This window comes from Azospirillum sp. B2RO_4, assembly GCF_051124815.1.
Classification (GTDB): domain Bacteria; phylum Pseudomonadota; class Alphaproteobacteria; order Azospirillales; family Azospirillaceae; genus Azospirillum.
The window spans coordinates 1,183,389-1,200,157 of record NZ_CP118485.1; the positions used below are offsets into that span (position 1 = coordinate 1,183,389).

At 64.1% G+C, this 16,769-nt stretch carries 23 protein-coding genes and 2 tRNA genes; 10 read left to right on the forward strand and 15 right to left on the reverse strand.

Annotated elements, in window-relative coordinates; translation table 11 throughout:
- Positions 1-40 precede the first annotated feature (40 nt).
- The 4 genes from PWS46_RS05545 to PWS46_RS05560 all read left to right on the forward strand — a co-directional run bounded on the left by PWS46_RS05545 (position 41) and on the right by PWS46_RS05560 (position 1,341).
- A tRNA-Pro gene (locus tag PWS46_RS05545) sits at positions 41-118 on the forward strand.
- Between the two features lie 77 nt (positions 119-195).
- The gene (locus PWS46_RS05550) at positions 196-492 is read left to right on the forward strand and encodes an ETC complex I subunit (RefSeq protein WP_434619122.1); all 297 of its coding nucleotides are present in this window, start codon (positions 196-198) and stop codon (positions 490-492) included.
- A gap of 28 nt (positions 493-520) precedes the next feature.
- Positions 521-597 (forward strand) — tRNA-Arg (locus PWS46_RS05555).
- A gap of 357 nt (positions 598-954) precedes the next feature.
- Positions 955-1,341: a hypothetical protein gene (locus PWS46_RS05560; RefSeq protein ID WP_434619124.1), complete on the forward strand. Its 387-nt coding sequence runs from the start codon at positions 955-957 to the stop codon at positions 1,339-1,341.
- 18 nt (positions 1,342-1,359) lie between these two features.
- Here PWS46_RS05560 and PWS46_RS05565 read toward each other — a convergent pair whose 3' ends face one another.
- The gene (locus PWS46_RS05565; protein ID WP_085089330.1) at positions 1,360-1,590 is read right to left on the reverse strand and encodes a hypothetical protein; all 231 of its coding nucleotides are present in this window, start codon (positions 1,588-1,590) and stop codon (positions 1,360-1,362) included.
- A gap of 392 nt (positions 1,591-1,982) precedes the next feature.
- Here PWS46_RS05565 and PWS46_RS05570 point away from each other — a divergent pair, with 392 nt between their 5' ends.
- On the forward strand, positions 1,983-3,302 hold the full coding sequence (locus PWS46_RS05570) for a tyrosine-type recombinase/integrase (protein ID WP_434619127.1): 1,320 nt from the start codon (positions 1,983-1,985) through the stop codon (positions 3,300-3,302).
- A 506-nt stretch (positions 3,303-3,808) separates the two neighbouring features.
- Here the strand turns inward: PWS46_RS05570 and PWS46_RS05575 are convergent.
- Positions 3,809-4,120 carry a helix-turn-helix domain-containing protein gene (locus PWS46_RS05575; protein ID WP_434619130.1) on the reverse strand — a complete coding sequence of 104 codons (312 nt, stop codon included), beginning with the start codon at positions 4,118-4,120 and terminating at the stop codon, positions 3,809-3,811.
- A gap of 61 nt (positions 4,121-4,181) precedes the next feature.
- On the opposite strand from PWS46_RS05575, the gene PWS46_RS05580 reads away from it, so the two are divergent.
- The 5 genes from PWS46_RS05580 to PWS46_RS05600 all read left to right on the forward strand — a co-directional run bounded on the left by PWS46_RS05580 (position 4,182) and on the right by PWS46_RS05600 (position 7,515).
- Complete coding sequence (locus PWS46_RS05580; protein WP_434619133.1) at positions 4,182-5,012, forward strand: transporter substrate-binding domain-containing protein; 831 nt, start codon at positions 4,182-4,184, stop codon at positions 5,010-5,012.
- A 105-nt stretch (positions 5,013-5,117) separates the two neighbouring features.
- Positions 5,118-5,663, forward strand: a complete 546-nt coding sequence (locus tag PWS46_RS05585; RefSeq protein ID WP_434619136.1) for a hypothetical protein — start codon at positions 5,118-5,120, stop codon at positions 5,661-5,663.
- Positions 5,660-6,208: a hypothetical protein gene (locus PWS46_RS05590; RefSeq protein ID WP_434619139.1), complete on the forward strand. Its 549-nt coding sequence runs from the start codon at positions 5,660-5,662 to the stop codon at positions 6,206-6,208. The genes PWS46_RS05585 and PWS46_RS05590 overlap by 4 nt, the downstream gene beginning before the upstream one ends.
- A gap of 840 nt (positions 6,209-7,048) precedes the next feature.
- Positions 7,049-7,291 carry a hypothetical protein gene (locus PWS46_RS05595; protein WP_434619142.1) on the forward strand — a complete coding sequence of 81 codons (243 nt, stop codon included), beginning with the start codon at positions 7,049-7,051 and terminating at the stop codon, positions 7,289-7,291.
- Positions 7,291-7,515: a hypothetical protein gene (locus PWS46_RS05600; RefSeq protein ID WP_434619145.1), complete on the forward strand. Its 225-nt coding sequence runs from the start codon at positions 7,291-7,293 to the stop codon at positions 7,513-7,515. Before PWS46_RS05595 ends, PWS46_RS05600 begins: the two co-directional genes overlap by 1 nt.
- Positions 7,516-7,535: 20 nt before the next feature.
- Here the strand turns inward: PWS46_RS05600 and PWS46_RS05605 are convergent, their stop codons facing one another.
- The 13 genes from PWS46_RS05605 to PWS46_RS05665 all read right to left on the reverse strand — a co-directional run bounded on the left by PWS46_RS05605 (position 7,536) and on the right by PWS46_RS05665 (position 16,766).
- Complete coding sequence (locus PWS46_RS05605; protein WP_434619147.1) at positions 7,536-7,796, reverse strand: hypothetical protein; 261 nt, start codon at positions 7,794-7,796, stop codon at positions 7,536-7,538.
- Complete coding sequence (locus PWS46_RS05610; protein ID WP_434619150.1) at positions 7,778-8,098, reverse strand: hypothetical protein; 321 nt, start codon at positions 8,096-8,098, stop codon at positions 7,778-7,780. The genes PWS46_RS05605 and PWS46_RS05610 overlap by 19 nt, the downstream gene beginning before the upstream one ends.
- Positions 8,095-8,271: a hypothetical protein gene (locus PWS46_RS05615; RefSeq protein WP_434619153.1), complete on the reverse strand. Its 177-nt coding sequence runs from the start codon at positions 8,269-8,271 to the stop codon at positions 8,095-8,097. The genes PWS46_RS05610 and PWS46_RS05615 overlap by 4 nt, the downstream gene beginning before the upstream one ends.
- Positions 8,272-8,435: 164 nt before the next feature.
- Positions 8,436-9,557, reverse strand: a complete 1,122-nt coding sequence (locus PWS46_RS05620; protein WP_434619156.1) for a helix-turn-helix domain-containing protein — start codon at positions 9,555-9,557, stop codon at positions 8,436-8,438.
- A 51-nt stretch (positions 9,558-9,608) separates the two neighbouring features.
- On the reverse strand, positions 9,609-10,202 hold the full coding sequence (locus PWS46_RS05625; protein WP_434619159.1) for a hypothetical protein: 594 nt from the start codon (positions 10,200-10,202) through the stop codon (positions 9,609-9,611).
- Positions 10,203-10,446: 244 nt separating this feature from the next.
- Positions 10,447-11,034, reverse strand: coding sequence for a glycoside hydrolase family 108 protein (locus PWS46_RS05630; protein WP_434619162.1), 588 nt, complete (start codon positions 11,032-11,034; stop codon positions 10,447-10,449).
- A gap of 50 nt (positions 11,035-11,084) precedes the next feature.
- Complete coding sequence (locus PWS46_RS05635; RefSeq protein WP_372397115.1) at positions 11,085-11,249, reverse strand: hypothetical protein; 165 nt, start codon at positions 11,247-11,249, stop codon at positions 11,085-11,087.
- A 7-nt stretch (positions 11,250-11,256) separates the two neighbouring features.
- A complete protein-coding gene (locus PWS46_RS05640; protein WP_434619165.1) occupies positions 11,257-11,826 on the reverse strand; it encodes a hypothetical protein in 570 nt (189 codons plus the stop codon).
- Positions 11,827-11,898: 72 nt separating this feature from the next.
- Complete coding sequence (locus PWS46_RS05645; RefSeq protein WP_434619168.1) at positions 11,899-12,555, reverse strand: hypothetical protein; 657 nt, start codon at positions 12,553-12,555, stop codon at positions 11,899-11,901.
- Between the two features lie 11 nt (positions 12,556-12,566).
- Positions 12,567-13,295, reverse strand: coding sequence for a LamG-like jellyroll fold domain-containing protein (locus tag PWS46_RS05650; protein ID WP_434619171.1), 729 nt, complete (start codon positions 13,293-13,295; stop codon positions 12,567-12,569).
- Positions 13,295-14,392 carry a hypothetical protein gene (locus tag PWS46_RS05655; RefSeq protein ID WP_434619174.1) on the reverse strand — a complete coding sequence of 366 codons (1,098 nt, stop codon included), beginning with the start codon at positions 14,390-14,392 and terminating at the stop codon, positions 13,295-13,297. Before PWS46_RS05655 ends, PWS46_RS05650 begins: the two co-directional genes overlap by 1 nt.
- Positions 14,392-15,255: a hypothetical protein gene (locus PWS46_RS05660; RefSeq protein ID WP_434619177.1), complete on the reverse strand. Its 864-nt coding sequence runs from the start codon at positions 15,253-15,255 to the stop codon at positions 14,392-14,394. The genes PWS46_RS05655 and PWS46_RS05660 overlap by 1 nt, the downstream gene beginning before the upstream one ends.
- Positions 15,252-16,766 (reverse strand): hypothetical protein, encoded by a 1,515-nt coding sequence (locus tag PWS46_RS05665; protein WP_434619180.1) that lies wholly within the window; start codon positions 16,764-16,766, stop codon positions 15,252-15,254. The genes PWS46_RS05660 and PWS46_RS05665 overlap by 4 nt, the downstream gene beginning before the upstream one ends.
- Positions 16,767-16,769: the final 3 nt, after the last annotated feature.

The window sequence follows — 16,769 nt, forward strand, 5'->3', positions numbered from 1 at the left end:
TGCCGTGGGCGTGGCGTTCGTGTATCTCACAACGCGGCGACGGGGCGTAGCGCAGTCTGGTCAGCGCGCCAGTTTTGGGTACTGGAGGCCCCCGGTTCGAATCCGGGCGCCCCGACCATCGCCAGGGGACAACTCCGCGTCCAGGCCATCCGCGCCGAAGACGCAACCGCAGGCATTTGGGGAGACGAGCGAGCCATGAACGTCCGGATCTATCAGCCGAGCAAGACGGCCATGCAATCCGGCCGGGCGAAGACTCACCGTTGGATGCTGGATTACGAGATCGAGACGCCGCGCCGTCCGGAGCCGCTGATGGGCTGGACCAGCTCCGGCGACACGCTGAACCAGGTGCGCCTGTCCTTCGAAACGAAGGAGGAGGCCATTGCGTTCGCCGAGCGTGAAGGCTGGAACTACACCGTGCAGGAAGCCCCGGTCCGCCGCATCTGTCCGCGCAACTACGCCGACAATTTCCGCACCGACCGCCCGCGCTTCTGATCGCGAATAGAGTTCTTTACCGGGACAAGGCCCCATAGCTCAGTTGGATAGAGCAGCCGCCTTCTAAGCGGCAGGTCGCTGGTTCGAATCCAGCTGGGGTCGCCACCGGAATGCGGTCGCCGCGACCCAGTGCGCGAGTTTTCTCGTCCAAGCATTTTGCCGTCTTTGCCGACGCTCCGTGCGGATACGGATTCCGGCATTGTCGTGGACCATCCGGTAAAATCCGCCTCGAGCGTTTTTTTCTGTCCAACACCGGTCAACGGGGCCGTCCGCAAGGGCGAGGCTTTGACCTTGATTGCTGCAATCGACGGGACAGCGAGCCTTGCGTCCCACGGGTCTCCGATGGTTGTGCGTATCACACGTTAATGACAAATATGGGATCGTGGACAACAGTCCGCCCGTTTCTGGGTTTTCGTAGTCGGAAGTTCGCCGACTCGGCCCACAACAGGCGGGGAAATTGCAGTGCCATCGATCAGCGGAAACACCGTCGTTGTTCTGGAACCGGATGCGATCCTGCGCCTGGGTGTGGAGGCGCTGCTGGATTTCTGGGGATGCAAGGTGATTGCCGGCGATGGTGTCGAAGATTTGCTGATGGCAATCCGCGCCGAGAAAGCGAAGCCGACCCTGTTGCTCCTTCCACCGGTCATCGGGGCGCAGACCGGCGATCAGATGGCCGCCCGTTTCGAAGCCGAGGTCGGTTGCGCCCTTCCGTGGATCGGCATCACCGGTGATCTCGGCCTGCTGAAGCGTTGGAGGGCCGGCGAGATCAGAGGCACGCTCCTGGAGATGCCCTGTTCGCCAGAGACGCTTCGCGCGGCGATGGTCAGTGCGCTGCAGGAAAGGTCCTGACCATCGCCGCCGGAACGGCTATTCCGCGACGCGCAAATCCACCTTGCCGCGCCGCTCCTCGGTTCGACGACCCATGGTGATGTTCTTGGGCGCCCGAACCTCGCGGTTCCTCCAGGTCCAGCATTCGCCGGTTTCGTCCTGGAAGCAGACCCAGCAGAGGTCATGCTCGGCGCCATAATCGATCAGGAAATGGGCGAGCGCCGGCCCCTTGGGCGTATCGAGGGGAAGCGGCGGGTTCAGTTGGAGCATGGCGGCCTCGTTGCGACTTGGTGGTCTATGAACGTCGCAACAGGCGTGCTTGCTCCCACGCCGCGATCACCCTGCACCGAATAGGTTGGAACGACCGCTTCGGCCTATAACGGGAGCCTGCAGGCGGCGGCGGCGATATTCAAGCTATGTCTTTGGAAAGAATGGTGATCCGGGTGGGATTCGAACCCACGGCCACATGATTAAAAGTCATATACTTCCATAAAACCTATCATGACCGGACATGACAATAAAGCCTTGAAAGGTATGGGCTATCTGGGTTTTGATAATACCTGTCATAACTCAACATATACCGGAAGCACACGCATCTCTGTGCCCCCTGTGTGCCCCATGCGGTTGCCCCTGGTCTGGGGCACAAGCGAACGAGGACTTCCATGCCCAGCGAGAAGCTGACCGACAGACGCATTAAGACGGTACGAGCCGAAGGCCAGCGCCTGGAACTGTGGGATCTGAACATGCCAGGGCTCGGGCTCCGCATCGCGCCTGACAGCGCGCAAGGGCCGGGCGTCAAGACATGGTTCGTGCGCTACCGCTTCCAGGGCTCTCAGCGGCGGTTCAAGCTGGGGCTCTACCCGGCGCTGCAGCTTTCAGACGCCCACAAGGCTGCTCGTGAGGTGTTCAAGCTGATCGCCGCCGGAACCGATCCGGCGGCCGAGCAGCAGGCGGAACCAGCGCCAGAGGCGGACACCTTCCAGCAGGTGGCCGAGTCCTTCATCGCGCGGCACGTCAAGGTCAAGAACCGCCCGACCACGGCAAAGGCAGTGGAGCGAACCATCACGGTGGAACTCATAAAGCCATGGGGAAAGCGGCCGGTGCAGTCGATCACCCGGCGGGATGTGATCGAGCTGCTGGACGCCATCGTGGACAGTGGCCGGCCGGTGATGGCGAACCGCACGCTCGCAGCCGCCCGCAAGCTGTTCAATTGGGCGATCGAGCGCGACATCATCCAGACGTCGCCCTGTGACCGGGTGAAGCCGCCGGGGAACGAGACAGAGCGCCAGCGCGTGCTGACCGACGAAGAACTCCGGATCATCTGGCGGGCCGCCGGCGCGGTGAAAGGGGCCTTCGGCGGGTTCGTCCGTATCTGCATGTTGACCGCCCAGCGCCGCAGCGAAACTGCCGCGATGCGGTGGCAGGATCTGGACCTGGATAAGAGCCTATGGACGATCCCGCGCGAGGTTACCAAGGGCGACCGCGCCCATGAGGTTCCGCTGTCCAGCTTGGCCCTGGAGGTGCTGATCGCGCAACCGCGCATCGGTGACTATGTGTTCCCCGGTCGCGAGGCGAAGGCAAAGGCTGACGAGCCGAAGGCAAAGCCCAAGGTGGAGGGTAAGCCCATCAACGGCTTCACCAGCGCGAAAGCCCGCTTGGACGCACAGGTGCTGAAGGAACTGCAGGCGGAGGCGAAGAAGCGCGGCGCCGATCCGGCCAAGGTGCAGCCGCTGGAGGCATGGACGATCCATGATCTGCGACGCACCGCCGCCACCGGCATGGCCCGGCTGGGCGTTCCGCGCCTGGTCATCTCGAAGATCGAAAACCATGCCGAGGGCGGGGTGACAAAGCTCTATGACCGCTATGCCTACGAGGCAGAGAAGCGTGACGCGCTGGATCGGTGGGGGGCGAAAGTCAGGTCTATCGTTTCGCCGACGCCCGATAATGTCGTGCAACTGCAGCCGGCACGGTCAGCATCGTGAAACTTCGGTTTCAAACGATCCTGACGAAGAGATGGACGAAGAGACGCGATGGGCCGGCCGAGAGGCCGATAAGGGGAGGGCGAGGAAAGCGGCACCCACACAGAAGATCAGAATACTTCCAGGCCTAAGTATTTCTTCTCGGGGCGCCTCGCGCGGCAAACGGTCGCATGAATTGTCACAAAGCGATAGACATTCGGAGGGATTCCGCGGATTGCTTTGCATTCTGCATAGAAGAGTATGCAACCGTTACTGGCGCGTAATCAAATACCCCCTTTGAGGAAGTATTTGGTCGCGCTATGGTGTGTTTGCGAGTTCGGCCTCTCTCGTAAGAGTGGGGCCGGGGGAGTGGGAGTTCCCCCGGCTCGCGAGCACACCGGTCTGGACCCGGCGCACCAACCATTGTCCATCCCCCTCGTACGCGAGGGCTGGACGCCGCCCACTGTCGGCCGACGCCGATGTGTAGCAATTGGAGTGCCTACCTGTGTCCGGTTTTTGTCAGGTTTTCCCTACTTGCTGCGACGAATCCGCGCCCCAGGCGAATCGTCATTCAGCAACTCGATCCCCTGCGCCTGCAGTGTGCGGATCACAGCGGCAACCCCGGCGCTGGTCGCGTTGATGGCGCCGTCTATGCCTTCCCAGCGTTTAATCGTATCGGCTGACACCGGGTGAATCCGTGAGGTCTCTTCGGCCAGCCGTTGCTGCGACCAGCGCAACAGCGCTCGTGCAGCCCGAAGCTGCTCCCCCTGAAGCTCGATAATCACCGCATCCTCTGACTTAGCTGTTTGGCTAAAACTCCCACCAAAGGGGTTGACCGTCAAGCGCCCTTCGTATTACCTATTTAGCTAACGTATCCACTGATTAGCGAACGTGGAGAAGCCAATGTTCCGCCGTCTCTTCCTCGCCGCAAGCGCGGCCAGCGCCATTCTATCTGCGGCGGCCAGCACTGCAGCACCCGCCCGGCTGGTAATTGCCACCGAGGGGGCCTTCGCCCCATGGAACGCTACCGCGCCCGACGGGACTCTCGTCGGCTTCGAAATTGACCTTGGGCACGAACTGTGCCGGCGCATGGACGTGTCTTGCGAGTTCGTCTCGGTCGATTGGGACGGGATCCTGCCGGGCCTGCAGCAGGGGCGCTATGACGCTGTGATGGCCGGGGTGACGGTGACGGCCGAGCGGGCGCAGGTTGTCGACTTCAGCCGCTCCTACGCCGCGGATCCCGCAACATTTGCGGTGAGGGCCGGCGCTTCCCTGACATCGTCGTTGCCGTCCTTGGTCAGGATTGACTTGTCGGCGCCGTCACAGGCTGCAACCGATGCGCTCGGCAGCATCAGGAAGGCGCTGGAAGGCAAGACGGTGGCGGTCCAGACTTCGACCATCCACGCCCGGCTCATGTCCGAAATGTTCCCCGGCGTCCAGGTGGTGACCTACGACACGCTGGACCACGCTGCCTTTGACCTCGCCGCCGGCCGGGTCGACGCGCTGCTCGGCGCCCGGACGGTCGTTGAGGCGATGGTGAAGGCTGGCGCTGGTATCGCCGCTGCCGGGCCGGCGCTTACACGCGGCGTGCTGGGCTCAGGCATAGGTGTCGCCACCAGGAAAGGCGAAGGGCTTTCGGCACGCTTTTCACGCGCGATCGACGCGGCAACGGAGGATGGGGCGACCGCCGATCTTTCCCGCCGCTGGTTTGGGTTTGACGTTTCCGCCCGGTAGTCACCGGACGGTAGGAGGGCGCCCAGCCTCGCCAAAGGCTGGGCGCCCGGCACCAGAGCGGTGGGCCGTTCTGGTGCATTTGATCCACACGCCTTTGGAGAAGTCATGTTGATCGTGTCCGACCATACGCCACGCGATACCGAGCGCAAGCCCGACATCAGAGCCGCCATCGCGGCGTATGTGCAACAGAGTGACGAGCTGCACGCCGCCTATGTTGGTCGGCCCTACGATGCCGCCAGCACCGCGAAGATCGAGCAGTTGAACGCTGAACTGGATGCCGCCATTACGGCGGCCCTCCCGATCACGGACGCGGCAGACGCCGCGGTGTTGATCGAGTTGGAGGCCAAGCTGTTCCGGGAGTTCGAGGGTGACAGCCCGGAAGGAATCCACCGCACACGCTTGACGATCCTGGAGGCGGCACGCGACTACTGCCTGCGCGGCAATGGGTCGCAGTCGGCGAAGCCTACCACGGCCGACCTCCAGGATATGGTCTCGGCCTTTGGTGCTGAGGCTCCCGCGATGCTGAACGTGCCGGCTGTGCCGGCCGACAAGCTCCTGGAGGCCTCCGCCGCCGCCGCCGGCATTACCGCCGAACAGGCCCGCATCTTCTATACCTCGATGCTGCAGCCCTTCTTAGGGAGGGCCGCGTGACCAAGATCCTCCAGTTCCGGCCTGCGGCGATCCAGCCGCCCGCCTGCGAAGTGATCGTCCAGCGCCGCACTGTAGGGCAGGCGCTGGACTGGCAGCAGGCGATTGTGAACGAGGCCCGGCGCTACCCGCACGGTAGCCCCGACCTTGTCACCTACCTGAAGGCCTCCGGATTGCTGCCCCGTTGCAGCTTCCTCTCGTCTGAACGAGACGGCGGGCCGCTACTCTTCCGGTTCATCGGCCGCCCGGCGCTGGATACGCTGGGCGAGGCCTGGGGCCGGATGGTGCTGGGTCGGCCGGAGGTGGAGGATCCCCACTGCGAGTTCTCGGCAGCCATCGCACGGGAGTATGCCGAGGCCATCGAGAGTGGGGAGGCGGTGGTCAACGAGGTGTCGGTGACCGGGATCGGCCGGCCGTTCAGCTTCAGCCATGCGCTGATCGGCTGGCGGCAGGGTCAGCATCGAGCGATCCTGTCGGCGGTGAAAATGCACGACGTTGCAGGTCCTCGATTACTGCAGCCGGTCGAAACCGCATCAAATGCAGCGTGAGGCGCCCTTCGCCCGGCTGGTTGAACATGATGGTCGGGTGGCGGTCCATATACCGCTCCCCGACCGAACGCTCCGTCCATATGCGGGAGACGTTGCTTTCGACCAAGGCGACCAGATGATCGGGCTGCCAGCGGTCGATTGCCTCCAGGCGATTGAACCGGCCGGACAGGTGGAACAGGTCGCGGTGCCCGCCGCGCCAATCGGGATGGACCCACCCGCTGGACATCATCGCCACCGCGCCGCGCGTCTCGCGGGCCTCCGGGCTGGCGGCGAAGCAATAGGCATCGGCCGGGGCGTTGCCAGGGTCATAGAAGGCCGTCAGGTCGGTGAGGCGCGCGGCGTAGGGCCGGGCGCGGCAGTCGAGCAGGATGGACGCCTGGACGGCCACCACCTCGCCCTCGGCCGTCGCCAGCCCGATCCAGAAGCACGGCGCGGCCGACGGCCTGGGCAGCAGCTCGAACCAACTGGCGCGGTGGTGCGCGTTCAGCGCCTCCAGCGCCCGCCAGTCGTCGGAGACCACCGGCCGCAACTGCTGCTCGGCGGCAGTGGCCGTTAGGCTGGCGCGTAACGACGTCAGGCTCTCGCTTGCCGTGGGCAGGGAGTCGCTGACTTTCATTCGTGCTGATTGCATGTGCATGTCCCCCTTGAGCTGTGTAGACGGACGATCCGTCATTCCCGAGTATGCATGTAGCCACCATCACGCATCCAGCCGTAGAGCGTCGCAGCCTCACGCTCCGAATAGGCGAGTGGAGATGGAGTGGCGCGTGTCATCCGCCACAGATGGCGGATTGACCCCGCGCTGCATCCGCGCTTCCCTTCCTAGAACGAAAGAGGAACGCAATGGGCAGCAAGCGATTCGATGACGTGCGGGATTTCCACCGCCACGGAGAGCGGATCGCCGTCTTCTGCCTGCGCTGCCGCCGTTATGCAGAGGTGGATGCAGGGCCGCTGATCCTGCGTCCCGCCACGATCAACCGGCACCCCTCCGCCTTGCCCTGGCGCTGCTCCCGATGCAGAGCCACTGGCAAGGACATCCTCGTGGGCTATGATGCCCGGATGCAGAGCCACAGGGCGGTGCCGTGATGGAGATGTACGGAGTGAAGGGCTTCCCCGATGGGGCGGATATACCGACTGTCGCGCTCCAGGTCCGGGCGCTTTCGCTGGAGCGGGCCGTCCAACTGGCCGCCGCCCGCCCCATTGCCGCGGGCCTGCGCCTGGAGGCCCTCCACATCGGCGGCGCGCTGAAGGACTATGGTGAGGGCGTCCGGTATGAAGGGCCTTGGCCTTGGCCGGGTCGCTCCAGCTGACCGCTCCAGCCAATCGTTCGTCACGGCGCCGCCCACGCCTCCCATGCGCCCATTCTCTGCCGCAGCAGGTCGACATAGCCGACGAGGGCATCCCGGCCAGCCGGATCGACGCACGCGACCGACGCGGCTCCCGGTGCGGTGAAAATTCGGCCGGGCCGCTGAATGGGCGCACGCAGCTCGGCCGGCGGCATCGGTCGCTGGATCACCGGAACCTCCACCCGGACGGGCTCAGAGGCGCACGCAGCGAGAAGGAGGACTGCGGTCAGGGCGAGTCGAACCATGTGTTCAGCTCCTCGATCGTGGCGGTATTGGGTTTGGGTCGCGGCTTCAGGGCTGCCAGGGCTCGCGTGGATGCAGCCTGGGATGCTGCCAGGGCCTCGGCCTTCATCCGCTCAATTGCCGCGTTCTGTTCGGCGACAGCCGCCTCCAGCCGCGCGGCTTTGCCTTGGGCAGCGGTGAGGTCCGAGCGGGCGATCCACAGGGACAGCCCCAGTCCGCCCGCCGCGACCGTCAGCAGCCCAATCATCACCAAGGTTGCGAAGCCGCCGGCTCGGGTGCCCATGATTGACAGGAGAGCGGTCATCGACCGGCGCCCTCCTTCACGCGGCCGATCACCAGAACCGACCATTCGAGGGCGCGGTAAGCCCGGCCATACCAACGGTCGGCAGGCGGGGTCGGAGTGGACGCCAATACGGCCTTGACGACGATGGCATACAAGGTCGCGTAGCCGAGCGCCTGGAGAAACCAGTCGGGCATGAGGATTCCTTTCGAGCATGAAAAAGCCCGCGGCCGAGATGGCGCGGGCATGAAAAGTTCGGCATGTGCGGATCGATGGTCAGTTGAAGTTTTGGATGGGCTCGAACTGACTAACGACCCAATCTCACATGAGTTGGTTAGGCTTGAATAATGATTTTCTCATTTCACCTTACGAACTTTTGGAAATGCACTACATTTTCACTCTGAATTTTAACCTTTTCCTCTGGAAGCTGCGCGCCAGTGATAAGCTCGAGCATCAACTCTGACAGTCCCACCTCAGTCCCTATTCCGCGTACCCCACCCTCCACAGCATCCTCAAGAGCTTGGAGAGCGGATGGAAGAAGTTCTGGCTGCTCAACTGGGAGGCTGCCGTCATCATCATATTTCTCCACCCTCGCTTGGCCGCTTTTTACCAAGTGAATGTTGGCTGTTCTATACTGTGCCGGTGAAATTATCTCCAGATCATACCCCCTTCTAATGATTGCACGCACAGAGACTTTCCATCTTTTTTTCAACTGATACAAAGCCGGCCAATTTATTGTTCTTCCTCGGGGAAATTCTCTCAGAACAGCGCCACGAGGAAACAAGAAAGCACCTGCAAACCGGTGAGCTTGGTCTTCCGTTGTTCGATCTCCGGTCTGTACTCCTCGATGCATAATCAAATGCCCGCACTCGTGAGCGAAATCAAATCTTTGGCGGCACAGGCTTTCTTTAAGAGAACTGCGAACAATGATTGGGCGGCGCCGATCCATGGAGAAGGCGTCAACGCGCTCCGATAGATCACCGAAATAAGTAACGACCGCGCCAGCATTCTCAACAACGCGCATCATGCTTGTTATTGGTCCCGTCGTCCCAAGCCCCCAGAAGAGGCGCGCTTCTTCAGCAGCTCTCTCGATCTCCTCGGCAGAATTCGCCGGAAGATCAGGGAACGATACGGCAGGGAGATCAAGGTACTGCTCAAGCGCTGCTACTAGCTTATCTAGCAGCGTCCCTCGTGCAAGCACCTGACTAGTGACGAATGCCGGACGGTTTGCATGCCCACGGAAGTGACATTGCTCCGGCCTAACTGTCGAGGCAAATGGCGCCCCGAGGAACCCTGGGGTAACACCAAGCACGTCCGCAAGAGCTTCAATAAGTTCACTTGATGGGGTTTTGGCTCCCGTCTCAAGTTGATGGATGAACTGGCGACTCGCCCCAACCAGTTCCCCCACTTCTTCCAGTGAATACCCATGTGCGAGGCGAGCGAGCCGAATTTGCTCGCCTGCGACTTTCGATAGATGTTCCATCGTGGCAGGCCTCTCGACCTTCCTTCATTGTGGCTGTGAGTTGCGCATCGCTCAATCGAGCGTGCCATCTTTCTTTTTCTTTGCTGCAATCCCGACCGTGGGGGCAGGGAGATCGACTCCTTCACTACCTTCAACCCAAAGCGGAGAAACCTTGCTAACCGCTTCGTCCAGAGGAATTTGCCATGTCAGAACCGGCGTTTCATTGTTGAGAACCACGAAAGTAATCGCCAATAAAGATCCATCGAAATCCGTTTCAACGGCAAACCTATACAGAGGCTTAGGGGTGAGCCTAACCAACTCATCGGCACTGAATAGCGTTAGCTGTCGAAGTTCCGAATATGATTGCTTCAATGTTCCGGCGCTTGGATCATCAGGCTCCCCTCGGTAAAAACGAACAGGAACTTCGCCAATGGTAAACACAAATTGCATCGATGGGTCAATAATATCAAGCCAATCGATGGTTTTGCTTGCCTCGATTATTTGGAACCGTTGGCAAGAGAATGCGTCACAACCGAGGTTCCATGGCGTGCATCCGATACTTGGGTTGTAATGATCCAATGCATCATTGCGCCCCTGTCGAATCAACTGCGCAATGGTGATGAGTCTTTCGCGGGTGAGAGACGCATGATGTTCCCAGGGCGTCATCGGATGCTCCAAGCTGTATCTGGACGCCAGCATTGGGCAAAATGGAAAATTTGTCAAGCTGGCACAGAAATGTAAACCGAGAGGCCGAATGTCAACCAACGGTCAGGGCGCCCAGGACCACACAGAGCGGAGCCTCGCCGCCATGGCCGCTTCTTCCCTGAGCATATCCTCGGCAAAGAGCCAACACCCGCCTGCCACCGAAGCGGTTCGACCTTGATCGCCCGACGCTGGGGAGGCGCGGAGACTACACCTCCATGAACTCAGCCAGCCGGTTCAGCCAGCCGGCGGCGTTGAGCGCCTGATCGTCGGTGCGACCGCGCTTCCGAGCGTCTCCCGAGATCAGGTCGCCGTAGAAGCACATCCGGGCCACAAGGACAGCGCGCCGCAGCCCGGCCGCATCGACGCCGTTGACCGTGGCGAGCGTCTTCGGCCCGACGATGCCGTCAACCATCAGCACCTGCCGGCCGGCAATCTCATTGACCGCGCCCTGCAACCATGTCCCGGCGCGGAGCGTGCCGTGGTTCACACCGCTGTCAATGACCAGGGCGCGGAGGGCGTCGTCGGTGATGCCGGAGAAGCCCGGCTCCTCGATGTAGCGGGCGCGATAGATCGCCCGCACTTCCGCTTCGTCCAGCGCCGCGACGTCGGCCGCGATGACGGGGCGCTTCCTCCAACTGGTCAGCGTCTCCAGCGTGATGCCGCCCTTCGTCGGGCCGCCGCGGTCGCTGGATCGATCGGTGTAGCGGGGCCATCCCTCGCGCCGAAGGATGGCGTCGATGATGGCCTCGGTGGGGTCGCGCGGGATCGCCGCGCCAGTGGGCGTGGTTGCCATGATGGTCTCCAGGGTGTGGAATTATGCGTTACAGGCAGCCAGTAACGCTTTTATCGCCGGTCGGCAGGCGGCAGCCGCAGCATGCCGGCGGACAACCCGCCGCGGGCTTTCGTCAGCAGAAGGGCGAGCAGCAGAAGGGCGGCGTCCTTATTGCCACCGCATTCCGCCAGCGCCTGCTGTACCTCCTGCTCGGCAGGGGACGGAGCGTTCGGCATGGGAGCCTCACACAGCCAGGGTGATCGCCAGAACGAGGCCGAAGCCGGCGCCCGTCAGGAACTCGCCCCATTCCGTGGCGCGGGTCAGCCTCCAGCCCAGCAGCGGCATCTTCGTGCCGATCAGGTAGCCCAGCGGCATGACGACGCCCCCGAGCGGCAGCCACAGGGCAGCCGGGTGGGTGGACAGCAGCGGCAGGGACAGCAGCCAAAGGCGCACCACGCCCGCCGACAGGAGATAGCCCAGGCGCTCGGGGCGGGTGATGCCGAAGAGGCTGTCGTCGGCCGGCCAGACGGTGTGGGCGTCGACCGCCCACGGCACCCGCAGGTTCTGTCCGGCGCCTTGGGGGACCGCAGACATGCCGAGGAACGCAAGCGCGCCGCACTCGGCCGCAGCGATAGCCGCAGGCAGATCGAGCGCCAACCCGGCCAGCAGCAGATAGACGACGGCGCCGACGGGCAGCGCCCAAAAGAGCAGGCGGGCACCGGTCGTGCCCAGCCAGTTGTGACCCTGCCCGCGTTCGCGGAAGGCGCAGGCGAGTATGAGGGCGGACAACGTCGCCATGACGATGGGAGACATCGGACCTCCAGACATGAAAAAGGCCGCTCGCGGCGGCCGGGGATGGTCAGGGGTTGGAGTGTTGTCGCGGGGCTATTCGGGCCACACCAGCGGCGGCAGTTCGGCAACCATCTCTTTCGGGGTCAGCGGCGGTCGCTTGCCTGCCAGCACGGCGTCCAAGGCGGCGAAGCACGCCGTCCACACCGCAGAGCGCCACGCCAGCACCGCCCGGCCCTCCGCGTCCCACCGCGGGTTGGGGTCGCCGACGTAGCTCACAGCGGCGGCGGCAGAGGCATAGTTGCGCTCAGACACAGCCGCGTCGAGGTGGCGCTGGACAGCGGCGGCGACCTGCGCCTTGAGGTTGGCAGCCTGTGCCGCGATCTCGGCTGGCGTCAGGTCCACCAGCGCATAGGTGACGGTCGCCACATCGTTGCCGATGTCCCACGCCTCGACCTGCTGACGGACGGCGCGCTTGCCGGCGACCACGGGGGCACCGGGATCGACCACCGGCCGCACGATCAGGTCGGGGCACATGGCCGCCCAATCGGCGGGCGTCCACAGCGTCCAGGCTTCGGGTGGGTGGGTGATGGTCTGCGCCTCTTCCACCTCGACCATTTCGGGCGGGGCGTCCGGATCGTCGTTTTCGGCCGGCCGCTGGACGGCGACCAGCAGCGGAGCGGTGAAGCTGGCGGGAGAATGGAACAGGACGCGCGTCCCGTCCGGATAGACGACGATGGCAGGAAGCTGCATGGCTGCGATCCTCAGCAGGGCGGGAGCGTGGGCAGGGTGTAGCTGGACGCCGTCGTCAGGCAGGACGCATAGGCGGTGAAATCCGTCACGCCGACCTTGACGTAGGAGGCATCCGTCGGATCGCCGATGCGGGCGGTCAGCGTGCCGCCAATGGCGGTGTAGGCTTGCATCGTGCTGGCGCGCAGAGACCCGTCGATATAGCCGCGGGTCGTGGTGCCGTCGTAGGTGATGAGCACCTCATGGGCGGAGTCCATGATGGATGCGGGCGCCGCTATGTCGAAGGTGTATGGTGTCGTGCCGCTGTAGAAGTTGAGACGAACGGTGCCTGCGGACACAAGCCGGATTTCGTTCTGCAGACCGCCCGGCCCCCAACTGCCGAAGCCGTTGCCGGTTGCAAGGATGGGCTGCGCGGTTTCACCGCCGACGCCCGTCACGAACCACGGCCGGAGCAACAAAGAGAACGGCGCGCCGCCTGATCCGAAGTTGAAGGGTGCACCGGCCGTGGTGTAGCCCGAACTGTCGAAGAACAAGGCCGTCGTGTAATCGCTCCAGTATTTCGGCGACGCCTGATACTTGGTACGCCCGCTCGCACTCATGGCGACGGCGTTGCCCAGATCGTCCTGTGTCGGAGCCAATCCAGCCGTGCCATCGCCGCGCATGAGGAAGGTCCGCGACCCGGCCGACGCATCGACGGCACAGGCCTTGGACGACGCCATGCGGAAGGAGCCGAATACCGCCATCACGCACCCCCGGCAATCGAGTAAATGACGACGCTGCCGGAGACCACCCAATAGGTGATGACGCTGTATTTCCCGGCCGCCGTGTTGACCGTGTCCTTGCCGACCTTGAACCAGTTGGACCCGACGCTGACCGTCCGGCCCCCCGTTCCGTCCTCATGGATCAGGATTTCGCCGCGCTGTCCGACAGGATAGGCGGACGGATTGGCGAGGGTCAGCGGCCCGGTCAGGTCGCCGATGACATAATCCTGCGCCGCGAAGTTCAGGGTGATGGTGGCGGCATAGGCGACGGATGCCTGTTTCGCTTTGGCGGGCACCCCGAATGTCGCCAAGGACGACGATAATTCCAGCGACAGCGCCGGGGACAACCGGTTGAACCAAAAACCGATAGGCCCGACGTTCGCGAGCAAGTTCACTGAGCGGGCGCCGCTCAGTGTCGTGTTCGCGCCGCTGTTCAGCAGAAGTTGGAAATCCAAGCTGTCGGACGCGCTCCCCAGCGTCATAGCTGTTTGCCCGGCAGAACTGGCATCGGTATTGAACAGGGCGGCCAGCCCGGCCAGCAGACGCAGCAACTCCTTTCCACCACCGACAGCTGACAGGCTGTTGGCACCCGCGATCTGCGCAAGCCCGGTATCCGGATCGCCGGTCACCGCCCAACCCGGGGCAGCGACCGTGCCGGCCGGGAAGCTGGAGGGCGTCGGTCCCGGCTTGCCGCTGATGCCGATGGTCCAGGATGACGGCGTGCCGCCTCCGGTGGTGTTGCCCGCCAGCACCGACAGGGTCAGCGCCCCGGTGGCGGGGTCGTGGCTCGTCACCTGCCCGACCATCGTATTGGCCGCATTGGCGGCGTCGGTCGCCGCCACCCACATGCCGGCGACGAAGCCCTTGCCGGTGGTGATGGTCATCGTCTTGGAGCCGGTGCCGATGGCGACGCTGTTGGTTGCCGACGTCGCCACCAGCGCGCTGCCCAGGTCTTCGCGGCGGGCATCCATCTCGGCAATGACGTCATCCCAGAACGGGTCCCAATTCTCCGCATAGGCATAGCCGTCCGCGCCGGAGAAATCGGCGAAGGTCCAGTCGGTGCCGTTGAAGGTCGCCATCAGATCAGTTCCTCAGCGGTGATACCCCAGCCGTAGCGGCGTGGCATGGTGGCGGTCGTGGTGGTGATGCCGGTCGTATCGCTCAGCGCGGCATAGACGGTGCGGCGGAAGCGCACGGCGGGAGCATCGTCGGGGTCGTAGACCAGCAGGAAATCGCCGTCCTTGCCCAACTGCCGCTCGATCTCGAAGCCGGTCGCCATGGCGTCCCGCTCCGTCATGTGCTCGAAGGTGATCGACAGTTCCCGATAGCGTGGCAGACGGCGAACCAACCGCCGGCCGCCACGAGTCCGCCGTGGCTCGCTCGGATCGGCGGTACGGAGCTTGACGCCGAAGGCCATCGACTGCGTCCACACCTCGCCAGCCATGAAGCGGCCGGCCTGGAAATAGCCGGCCGGGTTGTCGACGTCGCTCACATAGGTGAAGAGGTAGCGGCCATAGACGGTCGACGGAGCGACGTGCAGGTCGATCAGCCCGCCGGGATAGGCCGCAGTGTCGATGCCGTCGAAGGGGAAAGCCCCGAAGGGACGGGCGCCCCAGACTTCGGTAGGCGTCCGCATCCGTTCGAAGCCGGTGTCATAGACCGGAGTTCCGCTGTCGGTCGGGCTGTTGGTGACGACATGCCGGCGGCGGGCCACCGTGCTGCCGTTGTGGTTCAGGAGCGCGAACATCGACAACGGGGTCAGCCGGCCAAGGTCGATCCGCCACCAAGTCGAGGCTTCCGCCGTGTCGACGGAGCGGGCCATCTCCATGACGTCCTGGGTGGTCAGGTTGCCCAGCGCCAGCCCGCCCGTATCCACCCAGGCCCCGCCGCTATAGCCCCCGGCGTCGGTCGGCTTCTTCCACAGGACATGCAGCGGCTTCATCCCAGCACCGTCAGTTTCATGTTTTCGTCGTCGGCATTCCGCTCGATCTCCAGCGCCACGCCCCGCCATCCGCCGGCCAGCCCATAGCGCGGGTCGGTCAGCGCCACCGTGTGCCCGACCGTCAGGCCGGGAGTCAGCGGAACGGTGACATCGAAGGCTTTGCGCTTGGCGGCATAGAGAACCAGCCGGCGGTCGCGCTCTGTGACGGCGTCGGCTTCCGCGTCGAACAGGGTCTTGCCCTCGTCCTCCGTCGCCAGCAGAGAGGCGGCGGCAGCGGCGGCATCGGTCGCCACAGCGGTCCAGCGATATTCGGCCTGGAAGGCTTCGGCATCGGCCGCGGCGACGTTGACCTGATCAAGATCGGACGCGGTGAAGGTCACGCCGAAGGGGCGATAGCCCAGCTTCAGCGACTTCATCCGGCGTGCGACCGACCGCGGGGTCAGCTCGATGATGTCCCGTTCGCCGAATGCGAAGTCGGCGACCATGGCCGGCCCATCGTAGCGCCCCAGCGACAGCAGGCGATCTTCACCGAAGCCCCAGAACGCCCCGACCGAATCGGCGAGCTGATCGACCACGTCGCGCACCTTCGGCACACTGGACCCGTCGCACCAGTAGCCGAGCACAGCGGGCTGAAGGAGGTTGAAGGCGGTGAAGGAGGCGTCCAGCAGGCCGGCACCGGTCACCGTCGTCATGCTGGTAACGAGGTGCTGCACCAGATCGGCGAAGCGGTAAATCCAGGCCCCCGAGACCTTCACCCCCTCCGCGTCGACGGTGAAGCGGCCGTCCGGCTCCTGCCCCAGCCTGATCAACCCGGCAGCCTTGGCCGTGGCGACGTCGTCACCGGTCAGCGGGGCGGCGACCAGGGCGGCATAGGAGGCGTAATCCCCCACCGGGGCCGGATAGGCGACCCCCTTGTCGCGGGCCGCCAGCAGGGTGGAGAAGCCCAGCGGATCGACCATGTAGACGTTGTTGGCGGCGTCGATCAGCACCGGTTCGATCTGCCGGCGCCGGCCGATCAGCCAGGGCTTGTCGCGTCCCTTCAGCTCCGCCGTGCCGTCGATGCCGCCGGTTCCGCCGAACTGCCCCCGACTGGCCGGCACGTCCAGCAGCACCAACAGGTCGCGGAGCTGGATTTCGATGGCGTCGCCCAACACCATTTGCTCCGCGGCACCGGAGAACAGCACGCCGAAATCTGCCAACGTCGGACGCTCCTTCGGCGTGTACAGGATCTCCACCAGCCGGCCGTCCCAGTCCAGATCGGCCAGCCAGTCCAGCGCCCCGTCGTCATTCCCCAAGGTGGCGGAGCCGAAGCTGGTCTCGGAAAAGCCGCCCACGGCAGTGCCGTCGAACAGCGACCGGCTGACCTGCAACGGCGTCTCGATCCGCCTGACAAAGTACGTGTTGGACGGGCTGTCCGCCGGCTCGCTGGTGAAGCCGACGTCCGAGAAGAAGAGGGGCCGCACCGCGCCAAGGCTGGCGTCGTACGGCTCAGCGCGCATCAGGTATGGCATGGG